Below are 19,754 nucleotides of genomic sequence, written 5' to 3' on the forward strand. Positions count from 1 at the left end.
GATGACCTTCGTAGCGGATGATGCCGCGCTTCTGACGGGGGACGGCGGCTTTCCCGCGATCGTAGCGGCTAAGCGCCACAACTGGGTAAGCCAGGAAGCCGAGTCGGCGGCCGCAGAGTGCCTACGGGGTGTGATCTTCTTCTCGAAGAAAACACCCCGCTTCCGGACAAGTCAGCCCTGGAACCGATACTCTTCGAGCAACCGCCGCCCGATGATCATTTTCTGGATCTCGGCGGTACCTTCACCGATGAGCAGCATCGGGGCCTCGCGGTAGAGGCGCTCGATCTCGTACTCCTTGGAGAAGCCGTAACCGCCGTGGATCCGGAAGGCATCCTCCACGACCTCTTTGCAGTACTCCGAGGCCAGGTACTTCGCCATCCCGGCCTCGAGGTCGTTTCGTTGCCCGGAGTCCTTTTTACGCGCAGCGTTCACCATCATCGCATGCGCGGCCTCCACCTTGGTAGCCATCTCCGCGAGTTTGAACTGGATCGCCTGGTGCTGCGCGATCGGCTTGCCGAAGGTGTGGCGCTGCTGGGCGTACTGGACCCCGAGTTCGAACGCACGCTGGGCGACTCCGCAGCCACGTGCCGCCACGTTGACCCGGCCCACCTCCACGCCGTCCATCATCTGGTAGAAGCCGCGTCCGGTGACCCCGCCGAGCACGCGATCCGCGGGAATCCGCAGGCCGTCCATGATGAGCTCGGTGGTGTCGACCCCCTTGTAGCCCATCTTGTCGATCTTGCCGGGGATGGTCAGGCCCGGACGGACCTCGCCGAAGCCCGGCTCCTTCTCCACGAGGAAGGTCGTCATCGACTTGTGCGGGGCGGAGCCCTCGGGGTGACCTTCGTCACTTCGCACCAGAACGGCGACGAGGGACGACGTCCCCCCGTTGGTCAGCCACATCTTCTGACCGTTCAGGACGAAGTCATCGCCGTCCCGGACCGCCTTGGAGGTGATGGCCGACACGTCGGAGCCCAGACCCGGCTCGGACATCGAGAAGGCGCCGCGGATGTCGCCGGCCGCCATGCGGGGCAGGTAGTGGTCCTTCTGCTCCTGCGTGCCGTGCTGCTTGAGCATGTAAGCCACGATGAAGTGCGTGTTGATGATGCCGGACACCGACATCCAGCCGCGGGCGATCTCCTCCACGCAGAGGGCGTACGTCAGGAGCGACTCGCCCAGACCCCCGTACTCCTCGGGAATCATGAGGCCGAACAGGCCCAACTCCTTGAGGCCGTCGACGATCTCCTGCGGGTACTCGTCGCGGTGCTCCAGCCCGGTGGCGACCGGGATGATCTCCTTGTCCACGAAGTCCCGGACCGTGGACAGGATCTCCTGCTGGACGTCGGTCAGACCGGCGGTCTGGGCGAGTCGCGCCATCGCTACTTCCCCTGTTCCTTTTCCTTGAGTTCGGGCCGGCCGGGCTGCTCGCCGCCGCGCTCCTTGATGTACGTCTCGGTGGGGACCATCACCTTGCGGCGGAACACGCAGACCAGCGTGCCGTCCTGCTTGTAGCCCTTGGTCTCCACGTGCACGATGCCGCGGTCGTTCTTCGACTTCGACGGCCACTTGTCCAGCACGGTCGTCTCGCCGTAGACCGTGTCGCCGTGGAAGGTCGGCGCCACGTGCTTGAGCGACTCGATCTCCAGGTTGGCGATGGCCTTGCCGGAGACGTCCGGCACGGACATGCCGAGCAGCAGGGAGTAGACGTAGTTCCCGACGACGACGTTCTTGCCGAAGTCCGTCGTGCTCTCGGCGTAGTTGGCATCCATGTGGAGCGGGTGGTGGTTCATGGTGAGGAGGCAGAACAGGTGGTCGTCGTACTCGGTGACCGTCTTGCCGGGCCAGTGCTTGTACGTCGCCCCGACCTCGAACTCCTCGTAGGTGCGCCCGAACTGCATGGCCTCACGCCTCCGGGATCTCGAAGGAGCTGGTGCGCCGCATGCCGGCGGCACGGCCCTTGCCGGAGACCACCAGCGCCATCTTGCGGCTGGCCTCGTCGATCATCTCGTCGCCGAGCATCGCCGAGCCCTTCCTGCCGCCCGCCTCGGACGTGTAGTAGTCGTACGCATCCAGGATCAGCTCGGCGTGGTCGTAGTCCTCCTGGGAGGGCGAGAAGATCTCGTTGGACGCCTCGACCTGGCCCGGGTGCAGCACCCACTTGCCGTCGAAGCCGAGCGCCGCGGCGCGCTGCGCGACCTCGCGGTAGCCGTCGACGTTGCGGATCTGGAGGTAGGGGCCGTCGATCGCCTGGAGGTTGTTGGCGCGGGCGGCCATCAGGATCTTCATCAGGATGTAGTGGTAGGCGTCCGCCGGGTAGCCGGGCGGCTGCTCTCCCACGACCAGCGACTTCATGTTGATGGACGCCATGAAGTCGGCCGGGCCGAAGATGATCGTCTCGACGCGGGGCGAGGCCTGCGCGATCTCGTTGACGTTGTTCAGGCCCTGCGCGTTCTCGATCTGCGCCTCGATGCCGATCCGTCCGACCTCGAAGCCCATCGTCTTCTCGATCTGCGTCAGCAGCAGGTCCAGCGCGATGACCTGCTGGGCGTCCTGCACCTTCGGCAGCATGATGCAGTCGAGGTTGGGGCCCGCCCCCTCGACCACCGTCACGACGTCGCGGTACGTCCACTCCGTCGTCCAGTCGTTGACCCGCACGACCCGGGTCTTGCCCGTCCAGTCGCCCTCGTTGAGGAACTTGACGATGGTGTGGCGCGCCTCCGGCTTGGCGAGCGGCGCGCAGGCGTCCTCCAGGTCGAGGAAGACCTGGTCGGCCGGGAGGCCCTGCGCCTTCTCCAGGAAGCGGGGGTTGCTTCCGGGGACCGCGAGGCAGGAGCGCCGCGGACGCAGACGGTTGACGGGCGTGGTCATGCGGGGACCTCCAGGGGGTCGAGCTTGTTCGCTGTGCGGATCTCGTCGACGATACGGCCGATGATCCCGGTGATGTCGAAGTCCTTCGGGGTGAAGACCGCGGCCACTCCGGCGGCCCTGAGCTGCTCGGCGTCGGCGTTCGGGATGATCCCGCCGGCGACCACCGGGATGTCGGGCGCCCCGGCCTCGCGCAGCCGGACCAGCACGTCCGGGACCAGCTGGGCGTGCGAGCCGGAGAGGATCGACAGGCCCACGGCGTGCACGTCCTCGGCGAGGGCCGCGTCCACGATCTGCTCGGGCGTCAGCCGGATGCCCTGGTAGACCACTTCGAAGCCGGCGTCCCGCGCGCGCACCGCTATCTGCTCGGCTCCGTTGGAGTGCCCGTCCAGACCCGGCTTGCCGACCAGGAAGCGCAGCTTGCCGACGCCCAGGTCCTTGGCCGTCAGGTCCACCTTGCGGCGCACCTGGGACAGGGCGCTGCCCTCCTCGACGGGGACGGCCACCGGCGCGGACGAGACGCCGGTCGGGGCGCGGAACTCGCCGAACACCTCGCGCAGGGCCCCGGCCCACTCGCCGGTCGTGACCCCGGCGCGGGCGCACTCCAGGGTGGCCTCCATGAGGTTGCCGGTGCCCTTGGCGGCCTCCTTCAGCCGGTCCAGCGCCTTGCAGGGCCGGGGGTGGTTGAAGGGCGGCTGGTACCGGGTGTCGCGCCACTGCTGGAGCGCGGTGACGACCCGGGCCTCGACGGCGGGGTCGACCGTGTGGATCGCGGTGTCCAGGTCCGCGGTGAGCGGGTTCGGCTCGGTGGTCTCGAAGACGTTGACACCGATGATCTTCTCCTGGCCGGACTCGATCCGCCCCCGGCGCTCGGCGTGCGAGGCGACCAGCTGCGACTTGAGGTAGCCGGACTCGACGGCGGCCATCGCGCCGCCCATCTCCTCGATGCGCTCCATCTCGGCGAGCGACTCCTCGACGAGCTCGCCCACCTTCGCCTCGATCACCGTCGAGCCCGCGAAGATGTCCTCGTACTCCAGCAGGTCGCTCTCGTGTGCGAGCACCTGCTGGATGCGCAGGGACCACTGCTGGTCCCAGGGGCGGGGCAGGCCGAGCGCCTCGTTCCAGGCGGGCAGCTGGACGGCCCGCGCGCGGGCGTCCTTGGAGAGGGTCACGGCCAGCATCTCCAGGACGATGCGCTGGACGTTGTTCTCCGGCTGCGCCTCGGTCAGGCCGAGGGAGTTGACCTGCACGCCGTAGCGGAAGCGGCGCTGCTTGGGGTTCTCGATGCCGTACCGCTCGCGCGTGATCCGGTCCCAGATCCGCCCGAACGCCCGCATCTTGCACATCTCCTCGATGAAGCGGACGCCCGCGTTCACGAAGAAGGAGATGCGGGCCACGACGTCCCCGAACTTCTCCTCGGGAACCTGCCCCGAGTCGCGTACGGCATCGAGAACCGCGATCGCGGTGGACATCGCGTACGCGATCTCCTGCACCGGAGTGGCGCCCGCCTCCTGCAGGTGGTAGCTGCAGATGTTGATCGGGTTCCACTTCGGGATGTGGGAGACCGTGTAGGCGATCATGTCCGTGGTCAGCCGGAGTGAGGGCCCCGGCGGGAACACGTGCGTCCCCCGCGACAGGTATTCCTTGACGATGTCGTTCTGGGTCGTGCCCTGGAGCTGGGTGATGTCCGCGCCCTGCTCCTCCGCGACGACCTGGTAGAGCGCCAGCAGCCACATGGCCGTGGCGTTGATGGTCATCGAGGTGTTCATCTGCTCCAGGGGGATGTCCTGGAACAGCCTGCGCATGTCACCGAGATGCCCGATCGGCACGCCGACCCGGCCGACCTCGCCGCGGGCGAGGACGTGGTCGGAGTCGTAGCCGGTCTGTGTCGGCAGGTCGAAGGCCACCGACAGACCCGTCTGGCCCTTGGCGAGGTTGCGCCGGTACAACTCGTTGGACGCCTCGGCCGTGGAGTGACCGGCGTACGTGCGCATGAGCCACGGCCGGTCCTTCTGACGCTCAGTCATGCATCGCCCCTCAGATGTTCCGGAAGCGGTTGATCGCGTCGACGTGCTGGGCGCGCATCTCCTCGTCGCGCACGCCGAGGCCCTCCTCGGGCGCCAGGCACAGCACGCCGACCTTGCCCTGGTGGGCGTTGCGGTGCACGTCGTGCGCGGCTTGGCCGGTCTCCTCCAGCGGGTAGACCTTCGACAGCGTCGGGTGGATCCTGCCCTTGGCGATGAGGCGGTTGGCCTCCCAGGCCTCGCGGTAGTTGGCGAAGTGGGAGCCGATGATCCGCTTCAGCGACATCCACAGGTAGCGGTTGTCGTACTCGTGCATGTAGCCCGAGGTCGAGGCGCAGGTGGTGATGGTGCCGCCCTTGCGGGTGACGAAGACGCTCGCGCCGAAGGTCTCGCGGCCGGGGTGCTCGAAGACGATGTCGATGTCCTCGCCGCCGGTCAGTTCGCGGATGCGCTTGCCGAAGCGCTTCCACTCCTTGGGGTCCTGGGTCTGCTCGTCCTTCCAGAACCTGTAGCCCTCGGCGTTGCGGTCGATGATCGCCTCGGCGCCCATCGACCGGCAGATGTCCGCCTTCTGGTCGCTGGAGACGACACAGATCGGGGTCGCGCCGCCGGCCAGCGCGAACTGGGTGGCGTACGAGCCGAGTCCGCCGCTCGCGCCCCAGATCAGGACGTTGTCGCCCTGCTTCATGGCGGCGCCGTTGCGGGAGACCAGCTGCCGGTACGCGGTGGAGTTGACCAGGCCCGGGGCGGCGGCCTCCTCCCAGCTGAGGTGGGCGGGCTTCGGCATCAGCTGGTTGGACTTGACGAGCGCGATCTCCGCGAGGCCGCCGAAGTTGGTCTCGAAGCCCCAGATGCGCTGCTCGGGGTCGAGCATGGTGTCGTTGTGGCCGTCGCTGGACTCCAGCTCGACCGACAGACAGTGCGCGACGACCTCGTCACCGGGCTTCCAGGAGTTGACGCCCGGGCCGGTGCGCAGGACGACGCCCGCGAGGTCGGAGCCGATGATGTGGTACGGCAGGTCGTGGCGCTTGGCCAGGTCGTTGGTGCGGCCGTAGCGCTCCAGGAACCCGAAGGTGGACAGCGGCTCGAAGATCGAGGTCCACACGGAGTTGTAGTTCACCGACGAGGCCATGACGGCCACCAGGGCCTCACCGGGGCCGAGTTCCGGCACCGGCACCTCGTCCAGGTGGATCGACTTGCGGGGGTCCTTGTCGCGGGTCGCGAGGCCCGCGAACATCTCCGTCTCGTCCTTGTGCACGGTGATCGCGCGGTACGACTCGGGGATCGGCAGTGCGGCGAAGTCGGCCGGCGTCGAGTCGGGCGACTGGATCGCGTCCAGGATGTCCTTCACGGTCACGGTGTTGCCTCCGGCGGTGAACGCCCCTGAGGGAGGGGACGCTGAGGGTTACGTCGGTGCTGCTGAGGGATGAGGGAGTGCCGTCGGTTCGGCGGGTGGTGCTTGTCCGGCAGCGCTTTGTGGCGCGGGAGGTTGCCTGTGACGCAGGCGTCCGGGCGCGCAAACCAGCGGCTTGCGGGGACAGCCGGCGTACGAAGGGTCGCTGCACGCCGGCCGCCCGGACACCTTCAACGTATGGCACCCCGTGTCATCCGGCAAGGCACTGGGTGCCAGAACTTCCTCTCAGATGAAATCTTTACGTGACAAATGAGCGATGATCGATCGAACGGGGGCTCAGAACGCGCTGAAAAGGTGCCCTGACATGCCAAAACGGCCACCCGGGCAGGGTGGCCGTTTTCACCGCGCGGAGCCGCTCAGCGGTCCTTGAGGGCCTCCTCGATGGTCCTCATGACCTCGTCGAGCGGGGCGTCGGTACGCGCGACCGTCACCAGCACCTCGCCGTGCGCCGAGACCGCCGCCGGGGCGGGCTTCGGCGCCGTGGAACGCCCTATCCCGATGCCCGCCCCGAACGTCTTGCGCACGATCGAGAAGGCGTGGTCGAGCTGCGCCTCCACGTCGCCCTGGCCGCCCGCGCGCAGCCAGCGCCGCAGCACGTGGTTGTGGGCGGTGACGACGGCGGACGCGGCGACCTCGGCCAGCAGCGGGTCGTCGTTGGCGTCGTCGTCGTGCGCGTGCTCGTCGAAGTGGCCCAGCAGATAGCGCGTGAACAGGCGCTCGTAGCGGGCCACCGAGGCGATCTCGGCCTCCCGCAGGGTCGGCACCTCCCGCGTGAGCTTGTAGCGGGCGACCGAGATCTCCGGCCGGGCCGCGTACATCTTCATGACTTCCTTGATCCCGCGGCACACCGTGTCGAGCGGGTGCTCGTGCGCGGGCGCCGCGTTGAGCACCGCCTCGGCCCTGATCAGGGTGTCGTCGTGGTCGGGGAAGATCGCCTCTTCCTTGGAGCGGAAGTGGCGGAAGAAGGTGCGGCGGGCCACCCCGGCCTGGGCCGCGATCTCGTCGACGGTCGTCGCCTCGTAGCCCTTGGTCGCGAACAGCTCCATGGCCGCGGCCGCCAGTTCCCGGCGCATTTTGAGCCGTTGGGCGGCGGCTCGACCGCCCGCGGCGCTCTCCGGCGCGTCCGGCGTGGCGGGTGTACGTGAGGACCTGGCGGGCTGGGGCATGCCCCGAACGTACTGCATGTCCGCAGCTCGATGCGCAGGTCCGGGGTTTCCCCCGCCCCTGACGGGCGGGGGAGCGGCGGGCCGGGCGGCCGGGGGCCGGCTGCCCGGCTCCAGCAGCCCGCCCCACTCCCCGCCCGTCCTGAACCAGTCGCCCGGCCGGCCGGGCGGCCCCTCGTGGAGCGGACCGGCGGGATCCCGCGGGTTCGTGCCGTGCCGCTCTCCACGGCGGGGCCGGTCCACGGGTGGCCCTCAGCGGCGGGCGTACTCGCGGAAGCCGCGGCCCGTCTTGCGGCCGAGGCAGCCCGCGGCCACCAGGTGCTCCAGCAGAGGCGCCGGCGCCAGCCCGGGGTCACGGAACTCGCGGTGCAGGACCTTCTCGATGGCCAGCGACACATCGAGCCCGACCACGTCCAGCAGCTCGAACGGGCCCATGGGGTAGCCGCCGCCGAGCTTCATCGCCGCGTCGATGTCGTCCAGCGACGCGTAGTGGTCCTGCACCATCTTGATCGCGTTGTTCAGGTACGGGAACAGCAGGGCGTTGACGATGAATCCGGCCCGGTCGCCGCAGTCGACGGGGTGCTTCCCGACCTTGGCGCAGACCTCGCGGACGGTGGCGTGGACGTCGTCGGCCGTGAGCACCGTACGGACGACCTCCACCAGCTTCATCGCCGGCGCCGGGTTGAAGAAGTGCATGCCGATCACGTCCTGCGGGCGCGAGGTGGCACGGGCGCACGCGACGACCGGCAGCGACGAGGTCGTCGTCGCCAGGACCGCGCCGGGCTTGCAGACCTTGTCCAGCGCCGCGAACAACTGCCGCTTGATCTCCAGGTCCTCGGCGACCGCCTCGACCGCGAGGTCGACCTCGGCGAAGGCGTCGTAGGAGCCTGCCGGGGTGATCCGCTCCAGCGTATGCGCCGCCGCCTCGGCCGTCAGCCGGCCCTTGTCGACGGAGCGCGCCAGGGACTTGCCGACCCGGGCCTTGGCCGTTAGCGCCTTCTCCTCGCTGCGGGCCGCCAGGACCACCTCGTAGCCCGCCTTCGCGAACACCTCGGCGATGCCCGACGCCATGGTTCCGGAGCCGGCGACACCGACCGAGCGGACCGGGCGGCCCGCCGTGAGGTGCCCGCCCTCCTGGGGCGTCAGCGCGTCCGGCACCACGGTGGCGCCGCCCGGGGCGTCGTAGGTGTAGAAGCCGCGGCCCGCCTTGCGGCCCGTCAGGCCCGCCTCGCTGAGCTGCTTCAGGATCGGCGCGGGGGCGTGCAGGCGGTCGCGGGAGGCGGTGTACATGGCGTCCAGGACCGTGCGCGCGGTGTCGACACCGATCAGGTCGAGCAGCGCGAGCGGGCCCATGGGCAGTCCGCAGCCGAGCCGCATCGCGGCGTCGATGTCCTCGCGGGAGGCGTACTTCGCCTCGTACATCGCGGCGGCCTGGTTGAGATAGCCGAACAGCAGCCCGTCGGCGACGAATCCGGGCCGGTCGCCGACCGCCACGGGTTCCTTGCCCAGTTCGATCGCGAGGTCCGTGACGGCGGCGACGGCCTGCGGCGCGGTGAGCACCGAGGAGACCACCTCGACGAGTTTCATCGCCGGCGCCGGGTTGAAGAAGTGCAGGCCCAGCACGCGCTCCGGACGGGCCGAGTCGGCCGCGAGGCGCGTGACGGACAGGGCGTTGGTGCCGGTCGCCAGGATCGTCTCCGGGCGCACGACGCCGTCCAGTTCGCGGAAGATCTGGTGCTTGATCTCGTACGACTCGGGAGCCACCTCGATCACCAGGTCGGCGTCGGCGGCGGACCGCAGGTCGGTCGAGGTGCGGACGCGGGCGAGGGCGTCAGCGCGCTCCTGCTCGGTGAGGCGGCCGCGCTCGACGGCGCGCGCCGTGGAGGCCTCCAGCGCGGCGGCACAACGCACCGCCTGGGCCTCGCTGATGTCGATGCCGACGACGTCACGGCCTGCCTTGGCCAGGACTTCGGCGATGCCGGTGCCCATGGTGCCGAGGCCGACGACGGCAATGGTCTGGAGCGGGGACAGCGGGCGGTCGGACAGGGGAGTGGCCATCGCGGGACTCCTGGAAATGAGGGTGACGACTGGAAACGCCTCCCGGTGCGCCGAGGGCGCGCCGGGTGCGTGAGGAGTGCGGGTGATGCCGGGCTGCGAGCGCACACGCCCGGTGCCGTCGCCGCGGACGTGCACACGTCCGGGAACGGTGAGACCGACCGGCCCTGTCCCGTGGCCGAGTCGCACTGCGGTACCTGACGTACCGAACCGACTCCCCCACTGCCCGTCGAGCGTGGGAGATGCTCCCGTCGCGGCGGCTGCGTCACCAGGCCGACACGAACGGGTGCGAGTGGGTAACTCGCTCCTATGAGCTTAACTCGCGGGTAACGAGCGCGCCAGCCCTCGGTCTTTGTGATCCGGGTCCCAGACGCCGAGATCGTTTGTACGCTCGCGTCATGGACGAAGAGTTGCGAGCGCTCACGGAGCGCTTACGGCGGGAGGCCGGGGGCGCCGCGGAGTACGAGCGGCTGGCGGCCACCGAGGACCCCGGCGAACTCGCCGGCGTGCTCGTCGCGCCCGGCCGGCCGCTGTGGGCCAGGGAACTGGCCGCGTTCCGGCTGGGGCTGGCCGGCGACCGGCGGGCCTTCGAGTCCCTCGTCCTGTTCCTCAACCACCGCGACCCACCGCGCTGCGCGTCCGCCGCCCACGCCCTCGCCCGGCTCGGCGACCCGCGCACCGCCCGCGCGGCGGCGGCCCTCGCCACGAACGAACTGCGTGTCGCCTACGCCCTGCACCCGGTGCGCCTGCTCGTCGCGTTGCGCGCCCCCGAGTCCGTTCCGGCGCTCATTACCACGCTGCGCCGCCGGCTCCGCCCGCACGACCCCTACGGGCGCGTGGCCCTCGCCTGTGTGGAGGGGCTGGGGGAGCTGGGCGACAGCAGGGCCGGACCCGTGCTGAACGAGGCCCTGGCGCACCCGGCGCTGGCGGCGGCGGCCGTGACGGCGCTGGCCAGGATCCCCGGGCAGCGACGGGGATGAGGCACCGGGCACGAGGCATCGGGGCGGGCTATCCCGCGTCCGTCAACTCCCGTGCGTACCGCACCTCCGGCACCTGGACCCCCTCCACCTCGAACGGCTCCTGCGCGCCGTCCGCCGCGAAGCCCGCCCGTTCGTAGAAGCGCCGGGCGGCGGTGTTGTCCCGGAGCACCCACAGCATCATCCTCCGGTGACCGGCGGCCCGGCAGCGGCGCACGGACTCCGTCAGCAGGGCCTGCCCGATGCCCTCGCCGTACCGCCCGGGGTGCACGTAGATCGCGTACAACTCGGCGTCCTCCGTGCGGACCTCGCCGTCCCGGTAGGGGCCGTGACAGGCCCATCCGAGGACCTCGCCCGCCCGCTCGGCCACCAGGTTCACCACCGTGCCGTCGCCCTGCCCGAAACGGGCCCGGTGCCGGTCGGCTTCCTGCCGGACGCTCAGCGCGTCGAGGTAGGAATGCGGCATCAGTCCCCGGTAGGCGCTGCGCCAGCCGCCGACGCGGATCTCGGCCACCCGCTCGCAGTCGGCGAGCCGCTGCTCCCGGACGAGCGGGCCTCCGTCGGGGGCGGGGATCCTGGTCGGCTGACTCATGCGCCCATGGTGGACCACGGGCCGACCGGGGCCCCCGACGGGGGTCACCTCGTGCTTCAGCCGCGGAAGCCCAGCAGCCTGTGCAGCGTCGAGCCCTGCGATCGGCCGGCGGACTTCGCCACCAGCGGCTCGGGGTCGGGCAGCGCCGCGCAGACCGCGTCGGCCTCCCCGGGCCCGCGCGGCACCGTGCCGTCGGTCAGATACGCCGCCAGATGCCCGTCGAGGCAGCCGTTCCCGCTCAGCGTGATGCCGTGGTTGCCGCCGTCCTTCTCGACCACCAGGCTGGAGCCGCGCAGCAGCCCGTGCACCGTCGCGCCGCCCTGGTACGGGGTGGCCGCGTCGTGCGTCGCCTGGAACAGCAGGACCGGCGGCAGCTTGTCGTTGGCCACGTCGACCGGCCCCAGCGAGTCCGTCGGCCAGAACGCGCAGGGCGCGTTGTACCAGGCGTTGTTCCACGTCATGAACGGCGCCTGCGCGTGCACCGCCCAGTTGTCCTTGCGCCACTGCGCCCAGTCGCGCGGCCATCCGGCGTCCCGGCACTGCACCGCGGTGTAGACGCTGTAACCGTTCTCGGAGGCGGCGTCGGCCGCGCCGAAGTCCTCGTACGCCTCCACCAGCGGGGCGCTGCGCCGCTCGTTGACGTACGCGGCGAACGCCTCGGCGAGGTGGGGCCAGTAGCCGTTGTAGTAACCGCCGGGCAGGAACGTGTCCTCCAGCTCGGACGCGCCCACCGTGCCCTGCGCGGGCCGCTCGGCCAGCGCCGCCCGCATCGCGTACCACCGGGCCTCGACCTTCTGGGGATCGGTGCCCAGCCGGTAGGTGGCGTCGTGCCGGGCGACCCAGGCCATGAACGCCCGGTGGCGGTCGTCGAACGCGTGGTCCTGCGCGAGGTTCGCCTCGTACCAGACACCGGTGGGGTCGACCACGGAGTCGAGGACCATCCGCCGTACCCGGTCCGGGTGCAGCTTGGCGTAGACCGCGCCGAGGTAGGTGCCGTACGAATAGCCGAAGTAGCTGAGGCGCGGGGCGCCGAGGGCCTGCCGGATCAGGTCGATGTCCTGCGCGGCGCTGAGCGTGTTCATGTGCGGCAGCTCGCGCGCGTACTTCTTGCCGCAGGCGTCGGCGAAGGACTTGGCACGCGCGAGGTCGGCCCGCTCGACGGCCTCGGTGGCCGGCACGGAGTCGGCCCGCACCGGGTCGAAATGTCCGGGAGCGCAGTTCAGCGCGGGCTTGCCGGCGCCGACGCCGCGAGGGTCGAAGCCGATGACGTCGTACTGGGCCGCCACCGCCTTGGGCAGCGCGGAGGCGACGAACCCGGCGAGGGCGAGGCCGCTGCCGCCGGGGCCGCCCGGGTTCACCAGCAGCGGCCCCTGGTACGTCTTCGCGGTGTGCGGGACGCGCGACAGGGCGAGGGTGATCTTCCGCCCGCCGGGGTCGGCGTGGTCCAGCGGAACCTCCAGGGACGCGCACTGGAGCGTCGGATGGTTCGCGGTGGCGCACTTCTTCCAGGCGGGCCCGGTCGGCTCCGGGGCGCTCGCGCGGGCGGGGACGGCCGCGAGCGTCCCGGCCACCACGACGGCGGCGCCGCACAGCGCGGCTGCACGTTTCTTCAAGGGGGGTCCTCCCAGGACGGAGGGTCGCGGGCCGCGAGTCCCGCGGCCCTCGCCGGATCGTCCCGGAGTGGGCACCCGTCAGAACGTGTTCGGTCGATTCTTGACCCGATTGGGCCGCCAGGTGCGCTCGAACGCCCAGGCGGAACGCCTTCGGCCGGAACGCTCTCAGATGAGCGAGAGTTGGGTCTGCCCGGCCGTCGCCGCGGGCGGCGCGGGCTCCGGCTCCCGGATCCGGCGCTGCGCCCCCGCGCGCGTGGGGCCGATGCCGTACTCCTCGGCCAGCTCGTGCACCTGACGGGTGATCCGGCGCTGGTACCACTTCGGCGCGTAGGCCCCGTCCGCGTAGAGCCGCTCGTAGCGGCCCACCAGGTGCGGGTGCTCCCGGCCGAGCCAGGCCATGAACCACTCGCGCGCGCCCGGCCGCAGATGCAGCACCAGCGGGGTCACCGAGGTGGCCCCGGAGGCCGCGATCGCCCGTACGGTGTCCCGCAGTTGGGCAGGACGGTCGCCCAGGAACGGGATCACCGGCGCCATCAGCACCCCGCACCCGATCCCGTGCTCACCGAGCGTGCGCACCACGTCCAGGCGCCGCTCCGGCGCGGGTGTGCCCGGCTCGACGGTGCGCCACAGCTCGGGGTCGGTGAAGCCGACCGAGACCGAGATGCCGACGTCCGTCACCCGGGCCGCCTGCGTCAGCAGGTCCAGGTCGCGCAGGATCAGGGTGCCCTTGGTCAGGATCGAGAAGGGGTTCGCGTGGTCGCGCAGGGCGCTCAGGATGCCCGGCATCAGCCGGTAGCGGCCCTCCGCCCGCTGGTAGCAGTCGACGTTGGTGCCCATCGCGATGTGCTCGCCCTGCCAGCGGCGTGAGCCGAGCTGGCGGCGCAGCAGGTCCGGGGCGTTCACCTTCACCACGATCTGGGAGTCGAAGCCCAGGCCGGTGTCGAGGTCGAGATAGCTGTGCGTCTTGCGGGCGAAGCAGTACACGCAGGCGTGCGTGCAGCCTCTGTAGGGGTTCACCGTCCACTCGAAGGGCATGCGGGAGGCCCCCGGCACCCGGTTGATGATCGAGCGGGCCCGCACCTCGTGGAACGTGATGCCGGCGAACTCGGGGGTGTCGAACGTACGGGTGGTCACCGCGTCCGCGCCGAACAGCGCGGCGTCGGCGGGGCTGTCGCCGGATTCCCGGGTGAGGTTCTCCCAGCGCATGACGCCTCCTCGGTAGCACTGACCCCACAATAGAACATCTGTTCCCATGATCGTGCGGGTGTCACCTCCGATCGCGCTCCGAAACGCGATCGATCACATCCGTGCCCCCGATTTGGGCGGCCGGGGACCGGGGTGGTTGGCTTGCCCCGACCCCGAGAACTCAGGTGCTGGAGGAACTCCATGGCGCAGGTCGAGGCCACCACGGAACGCGTCGTAGCGGCGGATGCGGAGAAGGTGTTCGACACCCTCGCCGACTACAGCGGCACACGCGCGAAGCTGCTGCCCGAGCACTTCAGCGAGTACGAGGTGCGCGAGGGCGGCGACGGCGAGGGCACCCTCGTGCACTGGAAGCTCCAGGCCACCAGCAAGCGCGTCCGGGACTGCCTGCTGGAGGTCACCGAGCCGACCGACGGCGAGCTGGTCGAGAAGGACCGCAACTCCTCCATGGTCACCACCTGGCGGGTCACCCCGGCCGGCGAGGGCAGGTCCCGCGTCGTCGTGGTCACCGTCTGGCAGGGCGCGGGCGGCGTCGGCGGCTTCTTCGAGAGGACCTTCGCGCCCAAGGGGCTCGCGCGGATCTACGACGCGATGCTCGCCAAGCTCGCCGCCGAGGTGGAGAAGTAGCCCAAGAGGCCGATCCGCAAAGGCCGTTGGTCTCTCACCGGTTCGAGTGGATCTCCGGTTCCGTCGGCATGGATCCGTAACTCGTCGTGCTTGTTGGCAGTTGTCGCTTTTACGCGGTAATGGTGCGGCAGCGCGACGAGGGGAGCGGAACGTGGGCGGGACCACTGTGGTGCAGGACGAACCGGTCGCGGCGGTGGCGCCCCCCAGGCGGGTGGCCCCACCGCCCGCCCCGGCCGCCCCGGCCGCCGGACTCGGTCCGCGCCGGGTGCGGCTGGTCTTCTTCGGGCTGATGCTCGCCCTGCTCCTGGCCGCCCTGGAGCAGATGATCGTCGCCACCGCGCTGCCGAAGATCGTCGGCGAGCTGCACGGCCTCGACAAGATGTCCTGGGCGATCACCGCCTACCTGCTCACGGCCACGATCGGACTCCCGATCTACGGCAAGCTCGGCGATCTGTTCGGCCGCAAGGGCGTCTTCCAGTTCGCCATCGTCGTCTTCGTCGTCGGCTCCGCCCTCGCGGGCCGCGCGCAGACCATGGACCAGCTGATCGCCTTCCGCGCCGTGCAGGGCGTCGGCGCGGGCGGACTGATGATCGGCGTCCAGGCGATCATGGCGGACATCGTGCCGCCCCGGCAGCGCGGCAAGTTCATGGGGCTGATCGGCGCCGCCTTCGGTCTCGCCTCCGTCGCGGGCCCGCTGCTCGGCGGCTACTTCACCGACCACCTCTCCTGGCGCTGGTGCTTCTACATCAACGTGCCCTTCGGCCTCCTCACCATGGCCGTCGTCGCCGTGGTCCTCAAACTCCCCAAGCCCAAGGTCAAGGCCCGGCTCGACATCCTCGGCGCCCTGCTGCTCACGGTGGCCTCCACCTGTCTGGTCCTGCTGACCAGCTGGGGCGGCACCGAGTACGCCTGGGGCTCGCGCGTCATCCTCGGCCTCGCCGCCGGCGCCGTCGCCGCCACCGCGCTGTTCGTCCTCGCCGAGCACCACGCCGCCGAACCCCTCATCCCGCTGCGGCTGTTCCGCGACTCGGTCTTCAACATCACCGGTCTGGTCGGCCTGGTGCTGGGCGTCGCGCTGTTCGGCGCCGCCAGCTACCTGCCCACGTTCCTGCAGATGGTCGACGGGGCCAGCGCCACCGAGTCCGGGCTGCTGATGCTGCCCATGATGGGCGGCATCGTCGCGGCCTCCATCATCTCGGGGCAGCTCATCAGCGCCACCGGCCACTACCGGATCCACCCGATCCTCGGCAGCGCCCTGTCCGTCGTCGGCATGTGGCTGCTCTCCCGCCTTGAGGCCGACACCCCCCGGCTGCACTACAGCATCTGGATGGGCGTCCTCGGCGCCGGGATGGGCATGGTGATGCCGGTCCTGATCCTCGCCGTGCAGAACTCCGTGCGCCCCGCCGACCTCGGCACGGCCACCAGCGCCAACAACTTCCTGCGGCAGATCGGCGGCAGCGTCGGCGCCGCCGTCTTCGGCACCCTCTTCGCCGACCGCCTCACCGACTCCCTCGCCGACCGTCTGCCGCGCACGTCCGCCGCGCTGCCCGACGCCGAGTCCATCACCCCCCAGGCCGTCCACGCACTGCCCCCGGCGCTGCGCGACGGCTACATCCAGGCGTACGCCGACGCCATGCCGAGGATCTTCCTCTACCTCGTGCCCGTGCTCGCCGTCGGCCTGCTCCTGTCGTTCTTCCTCAAGGAGAAACCGCTGGTGACCCACCACACCCCCGAGACGGACACCATGCCCGTGAACACCTCGGTCCCGCAGGCCCGTTCGCCGCACGCCGCCGGAATCGCCGTCTGCGGCACCGTGCAGCACCCCGACGGGACCGTCGTGCCGCGCGCGGCGCTCACCCTCATCGACGTCGCCGGACAGCAGATCGGACGCGGCGCCAGCGGCCAGGACGGCCGGTACGCGCTCGCGACGCCCGGTTCCGGCGCGTACGTCCTGATCGCGGCGGCCGGCGGTCATCAGCCGCAGGCCGTCTCCGTGACCGTCGGCGAGCGCCCCGTCGAGCTGGACGTGGTGCTCGGCGGCGCCGGGCGCCTCGCGGGCAGCGTGCTCACCGCCGACGGCACGCCCGTGCGGGACGCCACGGTCACCCTCACCAACGTGCACGGCGAGGTCGTCTCCAGCACCCGCAGCGGCCGCGAGGGCGGCTACGTCATCACCGAACTGGTCGCCGGTGAGTACACCCTCGCCGCCAGCGCGCCGGCGTTCCGCCCCGCCGCGCTGCCCGTCACCGTCCAGGCGGCCCGCGAGACCCGCCAGGACGTCGAACTGGCCGGCGGCGCCGTGCTGCGCGGCACCGTGCGCGCGAGCGGCGGACGGCCGGTGGAGGACGCCCGCGTGACCCTGCTGGACGCCGCGGGCAACGTCGTCGACACCCTCACCACCGGGCCCGACGGCACGTTCCGGTTCGTCGACCTGTCCTCGGGTGAGTACACGGTCATCGCGGCCGGGTACCCGCCGGTGGCCACCGTGCTCCAGGTGGCGGGCGGGGGGCGCACGGAACGTGACCTCCAGCTGGGCCACGAGGACTGAGCGGCCCCCGGGGGCGCACGAGCGTGCGCCCGCGTGACCGGCGGCCCCAATTCCCGTATTGGCGCACATCGCGTGCGGACGGCCCCGTACGGTGGTGACCGGGGCACAGATCTTGCACAGCCGTGGAGAGAGGGCCTGGGCCATGAGGCGTGGCACCGACCGGGAAGCACCCGCCGGCCAACTGGCCGGTGGCGCCGCGCCGGTGGGACGGGTCCCGCTGGCGGTGGTCGTGGTGGACCGCGAAGGCCTCGTCTCCCACTGGAGCACCGGTGCGCGCCGCCTGTTCGGCACCGCCAAGGAATCGGCGATCGGCCGCCCGGTCGGCGACCTGCTGCCGGTCGCCGGCGCACTGCCGCAGGAGCAGGAGGACTCGCCGTACGGGCCCTACGGGGCCTACGAGGGTCTCGGTCCCGACCTCGGGGCCTCGCTCGACGGCGGGCTGTCCTACCCGGCCGCGGGCAGTGCCCGCCTCACCGTGCCCGACGGCGGCCGGGTCGACGTGCTGTGGTGGGCGTACCCGCTCGTGGGGCCCGGCACGGAGCGGCTGCTGGTGCTCGCCGCCGACGCCGACACGCTGCGCCGGCAAGGGGGCAGCGGGGACGGCGAGGACGGCGGGGACGCGGCCGCCGAGCGGATCGCGCCCGCCTTCGCACTGCACACCGACTTCCCCGGCGCCGACGAACTGGCCCGCGGGCTCCCCGAGATCCTGCCCAGCATGAGTGTCCAGGAGAGCGCCCGGATCGTCGGGCAGGTCCTCGAACTGGGCTATCCGGTCCTGGAGTTCAGCCAGAACGACCGCGTGCCGGTCACCCCCGACTGGGGTGTGCCCCGGCGTGCCGAGCGCACGGCGCGGCGTGCGCGGCTCGCCCGGGCCCTGGCCGCGGGCGAACCGGTGCCCCAGGAACCGGGCGACGAGCCCGAGGACCTGGAGTACGCCGCCGTGCGCGAGCGGCTGGAGTTCCTCAACGAGGTCAGCGGGAGGATCGGCACCTCGCTCGACCTGGCGCGCACGATCGTCGAGGTCAGCAGAGCGGTCGTACCGCGCTTCACCGATGTCGCGGGCACCTATCTGCGGGAGCAGGTGGTCGCCGGTGAGGGGTTCCCGGACGGGGCGCCCGACACGACGACCATGTGGCACCGGGTGGCCCTGGAGCACACCGACGAGCCGGGCCGCTGGGACGACGTCGTCCCCGTGGGCGAGGCCATGCCGTTCCCGGCGCACACGCCGTTCTTCCAGTGCATGACCACCGGTGAGCCCGTCCTCGTGCCCAGGATCAGCGAGGGGATGGGCCACGCCATCGCCTCGCAGTTCGAGAAGCGCGACATCCGGCCGCTGATCACCGGCCGCAGCATGCTCGTCGTCCCGTTGAAGGCGCGCACCGTGGTGCTCGGGTTCATGATCCTGCTCCGGCATCCGGAGCGCGCCGAGTTCAACGACATGGACCGCGTCACGGGCGCCGAACTCGCCGCGCGTGCGGGCCTGGTGCTCGACAACGCGCGCATGTACACCTTCCAGGAGAGCGTCGCCGAGACCCTCCAGGACAGCATGCTGCCGCACATCCCGGCGCGCATGGCGGCCTGCGACATCGCCACCCGCTATCTGCCCGGCACGCTGCTCGGACGGGTCGGCGGCGACTGGTTCGACTCGGTGAAGCTCCCCGGCGCGCGCACCGCGTTCGTCGTCGGCGACGTGATGGGACACGGCCTGAACTCGGCCGCCATGATGGGGCAGTTGCGTACGGCAGTGCAGACCATGGCCGCCCTCGACCTGCCGCCCGCGCAACTGCTGCGCAACCTCGACGGTCTCGCCCAGCGGCTCGGCGACACCTATCTGGCCACCTGCCTCTACGCCGTCTACGACCCGATCGCCGGCGAACTGCACCTGGCCAACGCGGGCCACATCCCGCCCGTGCTCGTCCGCGCCGGGGACGGCCGCAGCGAGCTGCTCGACCTGCCCACCGGCGCGCCCATCGGCGTCGGCGGGGTGCCGTTCGAGTCGGTACGCGTGCGGGTGGAGCCGGGCGACCGGCTGGTGATGTGCACCGACGGACTCGTCGAGATGCGCGGCGAGGACATCGGTGTCGGACTCGCCACGCTGTGCGAATCGGCCGCCCACCCGGCGGCGTCCATGGACGACGCCTGCGACACCATCATCCGCGCCCTGAACACCCGCGGCGGGCGCAAGGACGACGTCGCCCTGCTGATGGCCCGCCTCGGCGGCATCGCGCCCGGCGACGTCGCCGCATGGCGCTTCCCCCTCGACCCCGCCGAGGTCGGCCGGTCCCGCGCGGTGGTCCGCGAGCAGCTGCACGAGTGGGGGCTGTCCGAACTGGCCGCGCCCGCCGAGCTGATGGTCGGCGAGCTGGTCACCAACGCCGTACGGCACTCCCACCACGGGCCGGTGGAACTGCGCCTCGTGCGCGGCGACACCCTGCTGTGCGAGGTGGACGACGACGACCACGACCTGCCCACGCTGCTCAGCGCGGGGCCCCTCGACGAGGCGGGGCGCGGGCTGCGCGTGGTGAGCACCCTGGCGCGCGAGTGGGGCGCGAGCCGGACGAAGGCGGGCAAGACCGTCTGGTGCGAACTCACGCTGCCACGCCGCTGACTGCCCCGGACCCCGGCCCCGGCGGCGTACTCCGCTCGAACGAGCCGTGAAGGTATGCGCGGTGT

Annotated in this window: 14 protein-coding genes; 4 read left to right on the top strand and 10 right to left on the bottom strand. The window is 71.2% G+C overall.

Translation table 11 applies throughout. The features are described 5' to 3' along the window. Window positions 1-171: 171 nt before the first annotated feature. From ACIP2X_RS00835 to ACIP2X_RS00865, 7 genes are all read right to left on the bottom strand, one after another. Window positions 172-1,377, bottom strand: coding sequence for an acyl-CoA dehydrogenase family protein (locus ACIP2X_RS00835; RefSeq protein WP_401665691.1), 1,206 nt, complete (start codon window positions 1,375-1,377; stop codon window positions 172-174). 2 nt (window positions 1,378-1,379) lie between these two features. Further along, window positions 1,380-1,898 (bottom strand): MaoC family dehydratase, encoded by a 519-nt coding sequence (locus ACIP2X_RS00840; protein ID WP_401665694.1) that lies wholly within the window; start codon window positions 1,896-1,898, stop codon window positions 1,380-1,382. 4 nt (window positions 1,899-1,902) lie between these two features. After that, window positions 1,903-2,868, bottom strand: a complete 966-nt coding sequence (locus ACIP2X_RS00845) for an HpcH/HpaI aldolase/citrate lyase family protein (protein WP_401665697.1) — start codon at window positions 2,866-2,868, stop codon at window positions 1,903-1,905. After that, complete coding sequence (locus ACIP2X_RS00850) at window positions 2,865-4,892, bottom strand: protein meaA (RefSeq protein ID WP_401665700.1); 2,028 nt, start codon at window positions 4,890-4,892, stop codon at window positions 2,865-2,867. The genes ACIP2X_RS00845 and ACIP2X_RS00850 overlap by 4 nt, the downstream gene beginning before the upstream one ends. 10 nt (window positions 4,893-4,902) lie before the next feature. Beyond that, the gene (ccrA, locus tag ACIP2X_RS00855) at window positions 4,903-6,246 is read right to left on the bottom strand and encodes a crotonyl-CoA carboxylase/reductase (RefSeq protein ID WP_401665703.1); all 1,344 of its coding nucleotides are present in this window, start codon (window positions 6,244-6,246) and stop codon (window positions 4,903-4,905) included. Between the two features lie 413 nt (window positions 6,247-6,659). Then, window positions 6,660-7,469, bottom strand: a complete 810-nt coding sequence (locus ACIP2X_RS00860) for a TetR family transcriptional regulator (protein WP_401665706.1) — start codon at window positions 7,467-7,469, stop codon at window positions 6,660-6,662. Window positions 7,470-7,718: 249 nt separating this feature from the next. Continuing rightward, window positions 7,719-9,524 carry a 3-hydroxyacyl-CoA dehydrogenase family protein gene (locus tag ACIP2X_RS00865; protein WP_401665709.1) on the bottom strand — a complete coding sequence of 602 codons (1,806 nt, stop codon included), beginning with the start codon at window positions 9,522-9,524 and terminating at the stop codon, window positions 7,719-7,721. 395 nt (window positions 9,525-9,919) lie between these two features. Here ACIP2X_RS00865 and ACIP2X_RS00870 point away from each other — a divergent pair, with 395 nt between their 5' ends. After that, entirely contained in the window at window positions 9,920-10,501 is a 582-nt protein-coding gene (locus tag ACIP2X_RS00870; RefSeq protein WP_401665712.1) for an adenylosuccinate lyase, read from the top strand. A gap of 28 nt (window positions 10,502-10,529) precedes the next feature. Here the strand turns inward: ACIP2X_RS00870 and ACIP2X_RS00875 are convergent, their stop codons facing one another. From ACIP2X_RS00875 to ACIP2X_RS00885, 3 genes are all read right to left on the bottom strand, one after another. Continuing rightward, on the bottom strand, window positions 10,530-11,090 hold the full coding sequence (locus ACIP2X_RS00875; protein WP_401665715.1) for a GNAT family N-acetyltransferase: 561 nt from the start codon (window positions 11,088-11,090) through the stop codon (window positions 10,530-10,532). A gap of 56 nt (window positions 11,091-11,146) precedes the next feature. Beyond that, window positions 11,147-12,703 carry an alpha/beta hydrolase gene (locus tag ACIP2X_RS00880; protein ID WP_401665718.1) on the bottom strand — a complete coding sequence of 519 codons (1,557 nt, stop codon included), beginning with the start codon at window positions 12,701-12,703 and terminating at the stop codon, window positions 11,147-11,149. Window positions 12,704-12,868: 165 nt separating this feature from the next. Then, window positions 12,869-13,909, bottom strand: coding sequence for an Rv2578c family radical SAM protein (locus ACIP2X_RS00885; RefSeq protein ID WP_401665720.1), 1,041 nt, complete (start codon window positions 13,907-13,909; stop codon window positions 12,869-12,871). A gap of 180 nt (window positions 13,910-14,089) precedes the next feature. On the opposite strand from ACIP2X_RS00885, the gene ACIP2X_RS00890 reads away from it, so the two are divergent. The 3 genes from ACIP2X_RS00890 to ACIP2X_RS00900 all read left to right on the top strand — a co-directional run bounded on the left by ACIP2X_RS00890 (window position 14,090) and on the right by ACIP2X_RS00900 (window position 19,689). After that, window positions 14,090-14,533, top strand: coding sequence for an SRPBCC family protein (locus ACIP2X_RS00890; protein ID WP_401665723.1), 444 nt, complete (start codon window positions 14,090-14,092; stop codon window positions 14,531-14,533). 151 nt (window positions 14,534-14,684) lie between these two features. Further along, the gene (locus ACIP2X_RS00895; RefSeq protein ID WP_401665726.1) at window positions 14,685-17,081 is read left to right on the top strand and encodes an MFS transporter; all 2,397 of its coding nucleotides are present in this window, start codon (window positions 14,685-14,687) and stop codon (window positions 17,079-17,081) included. 142 nt (window positions 17,082-17,223) lie between these two features. After that, window positions 17,224-19,689, top strand: a complete 2,466-nt coding sequence (locus ACIP2X_RS00900; RefSeq protein ID WP_401665729.1) for a SpoIIE family protein phosphatase — start codon at window positions 17,224-17,226, stop codon at window positions 19,687-19,689. Window positions 19,690-19,754 lie beyond the last annotated feature (65 nt).

Source organism: Streptomyces sp. NPDC089424 (assembly GCF_044749345.1).
Taxonomy (GTDB): Bacteria; Actinomycetota; Actinomycetes; order Streptomycetales; family Streptomycetaceae; genus Streptomyces.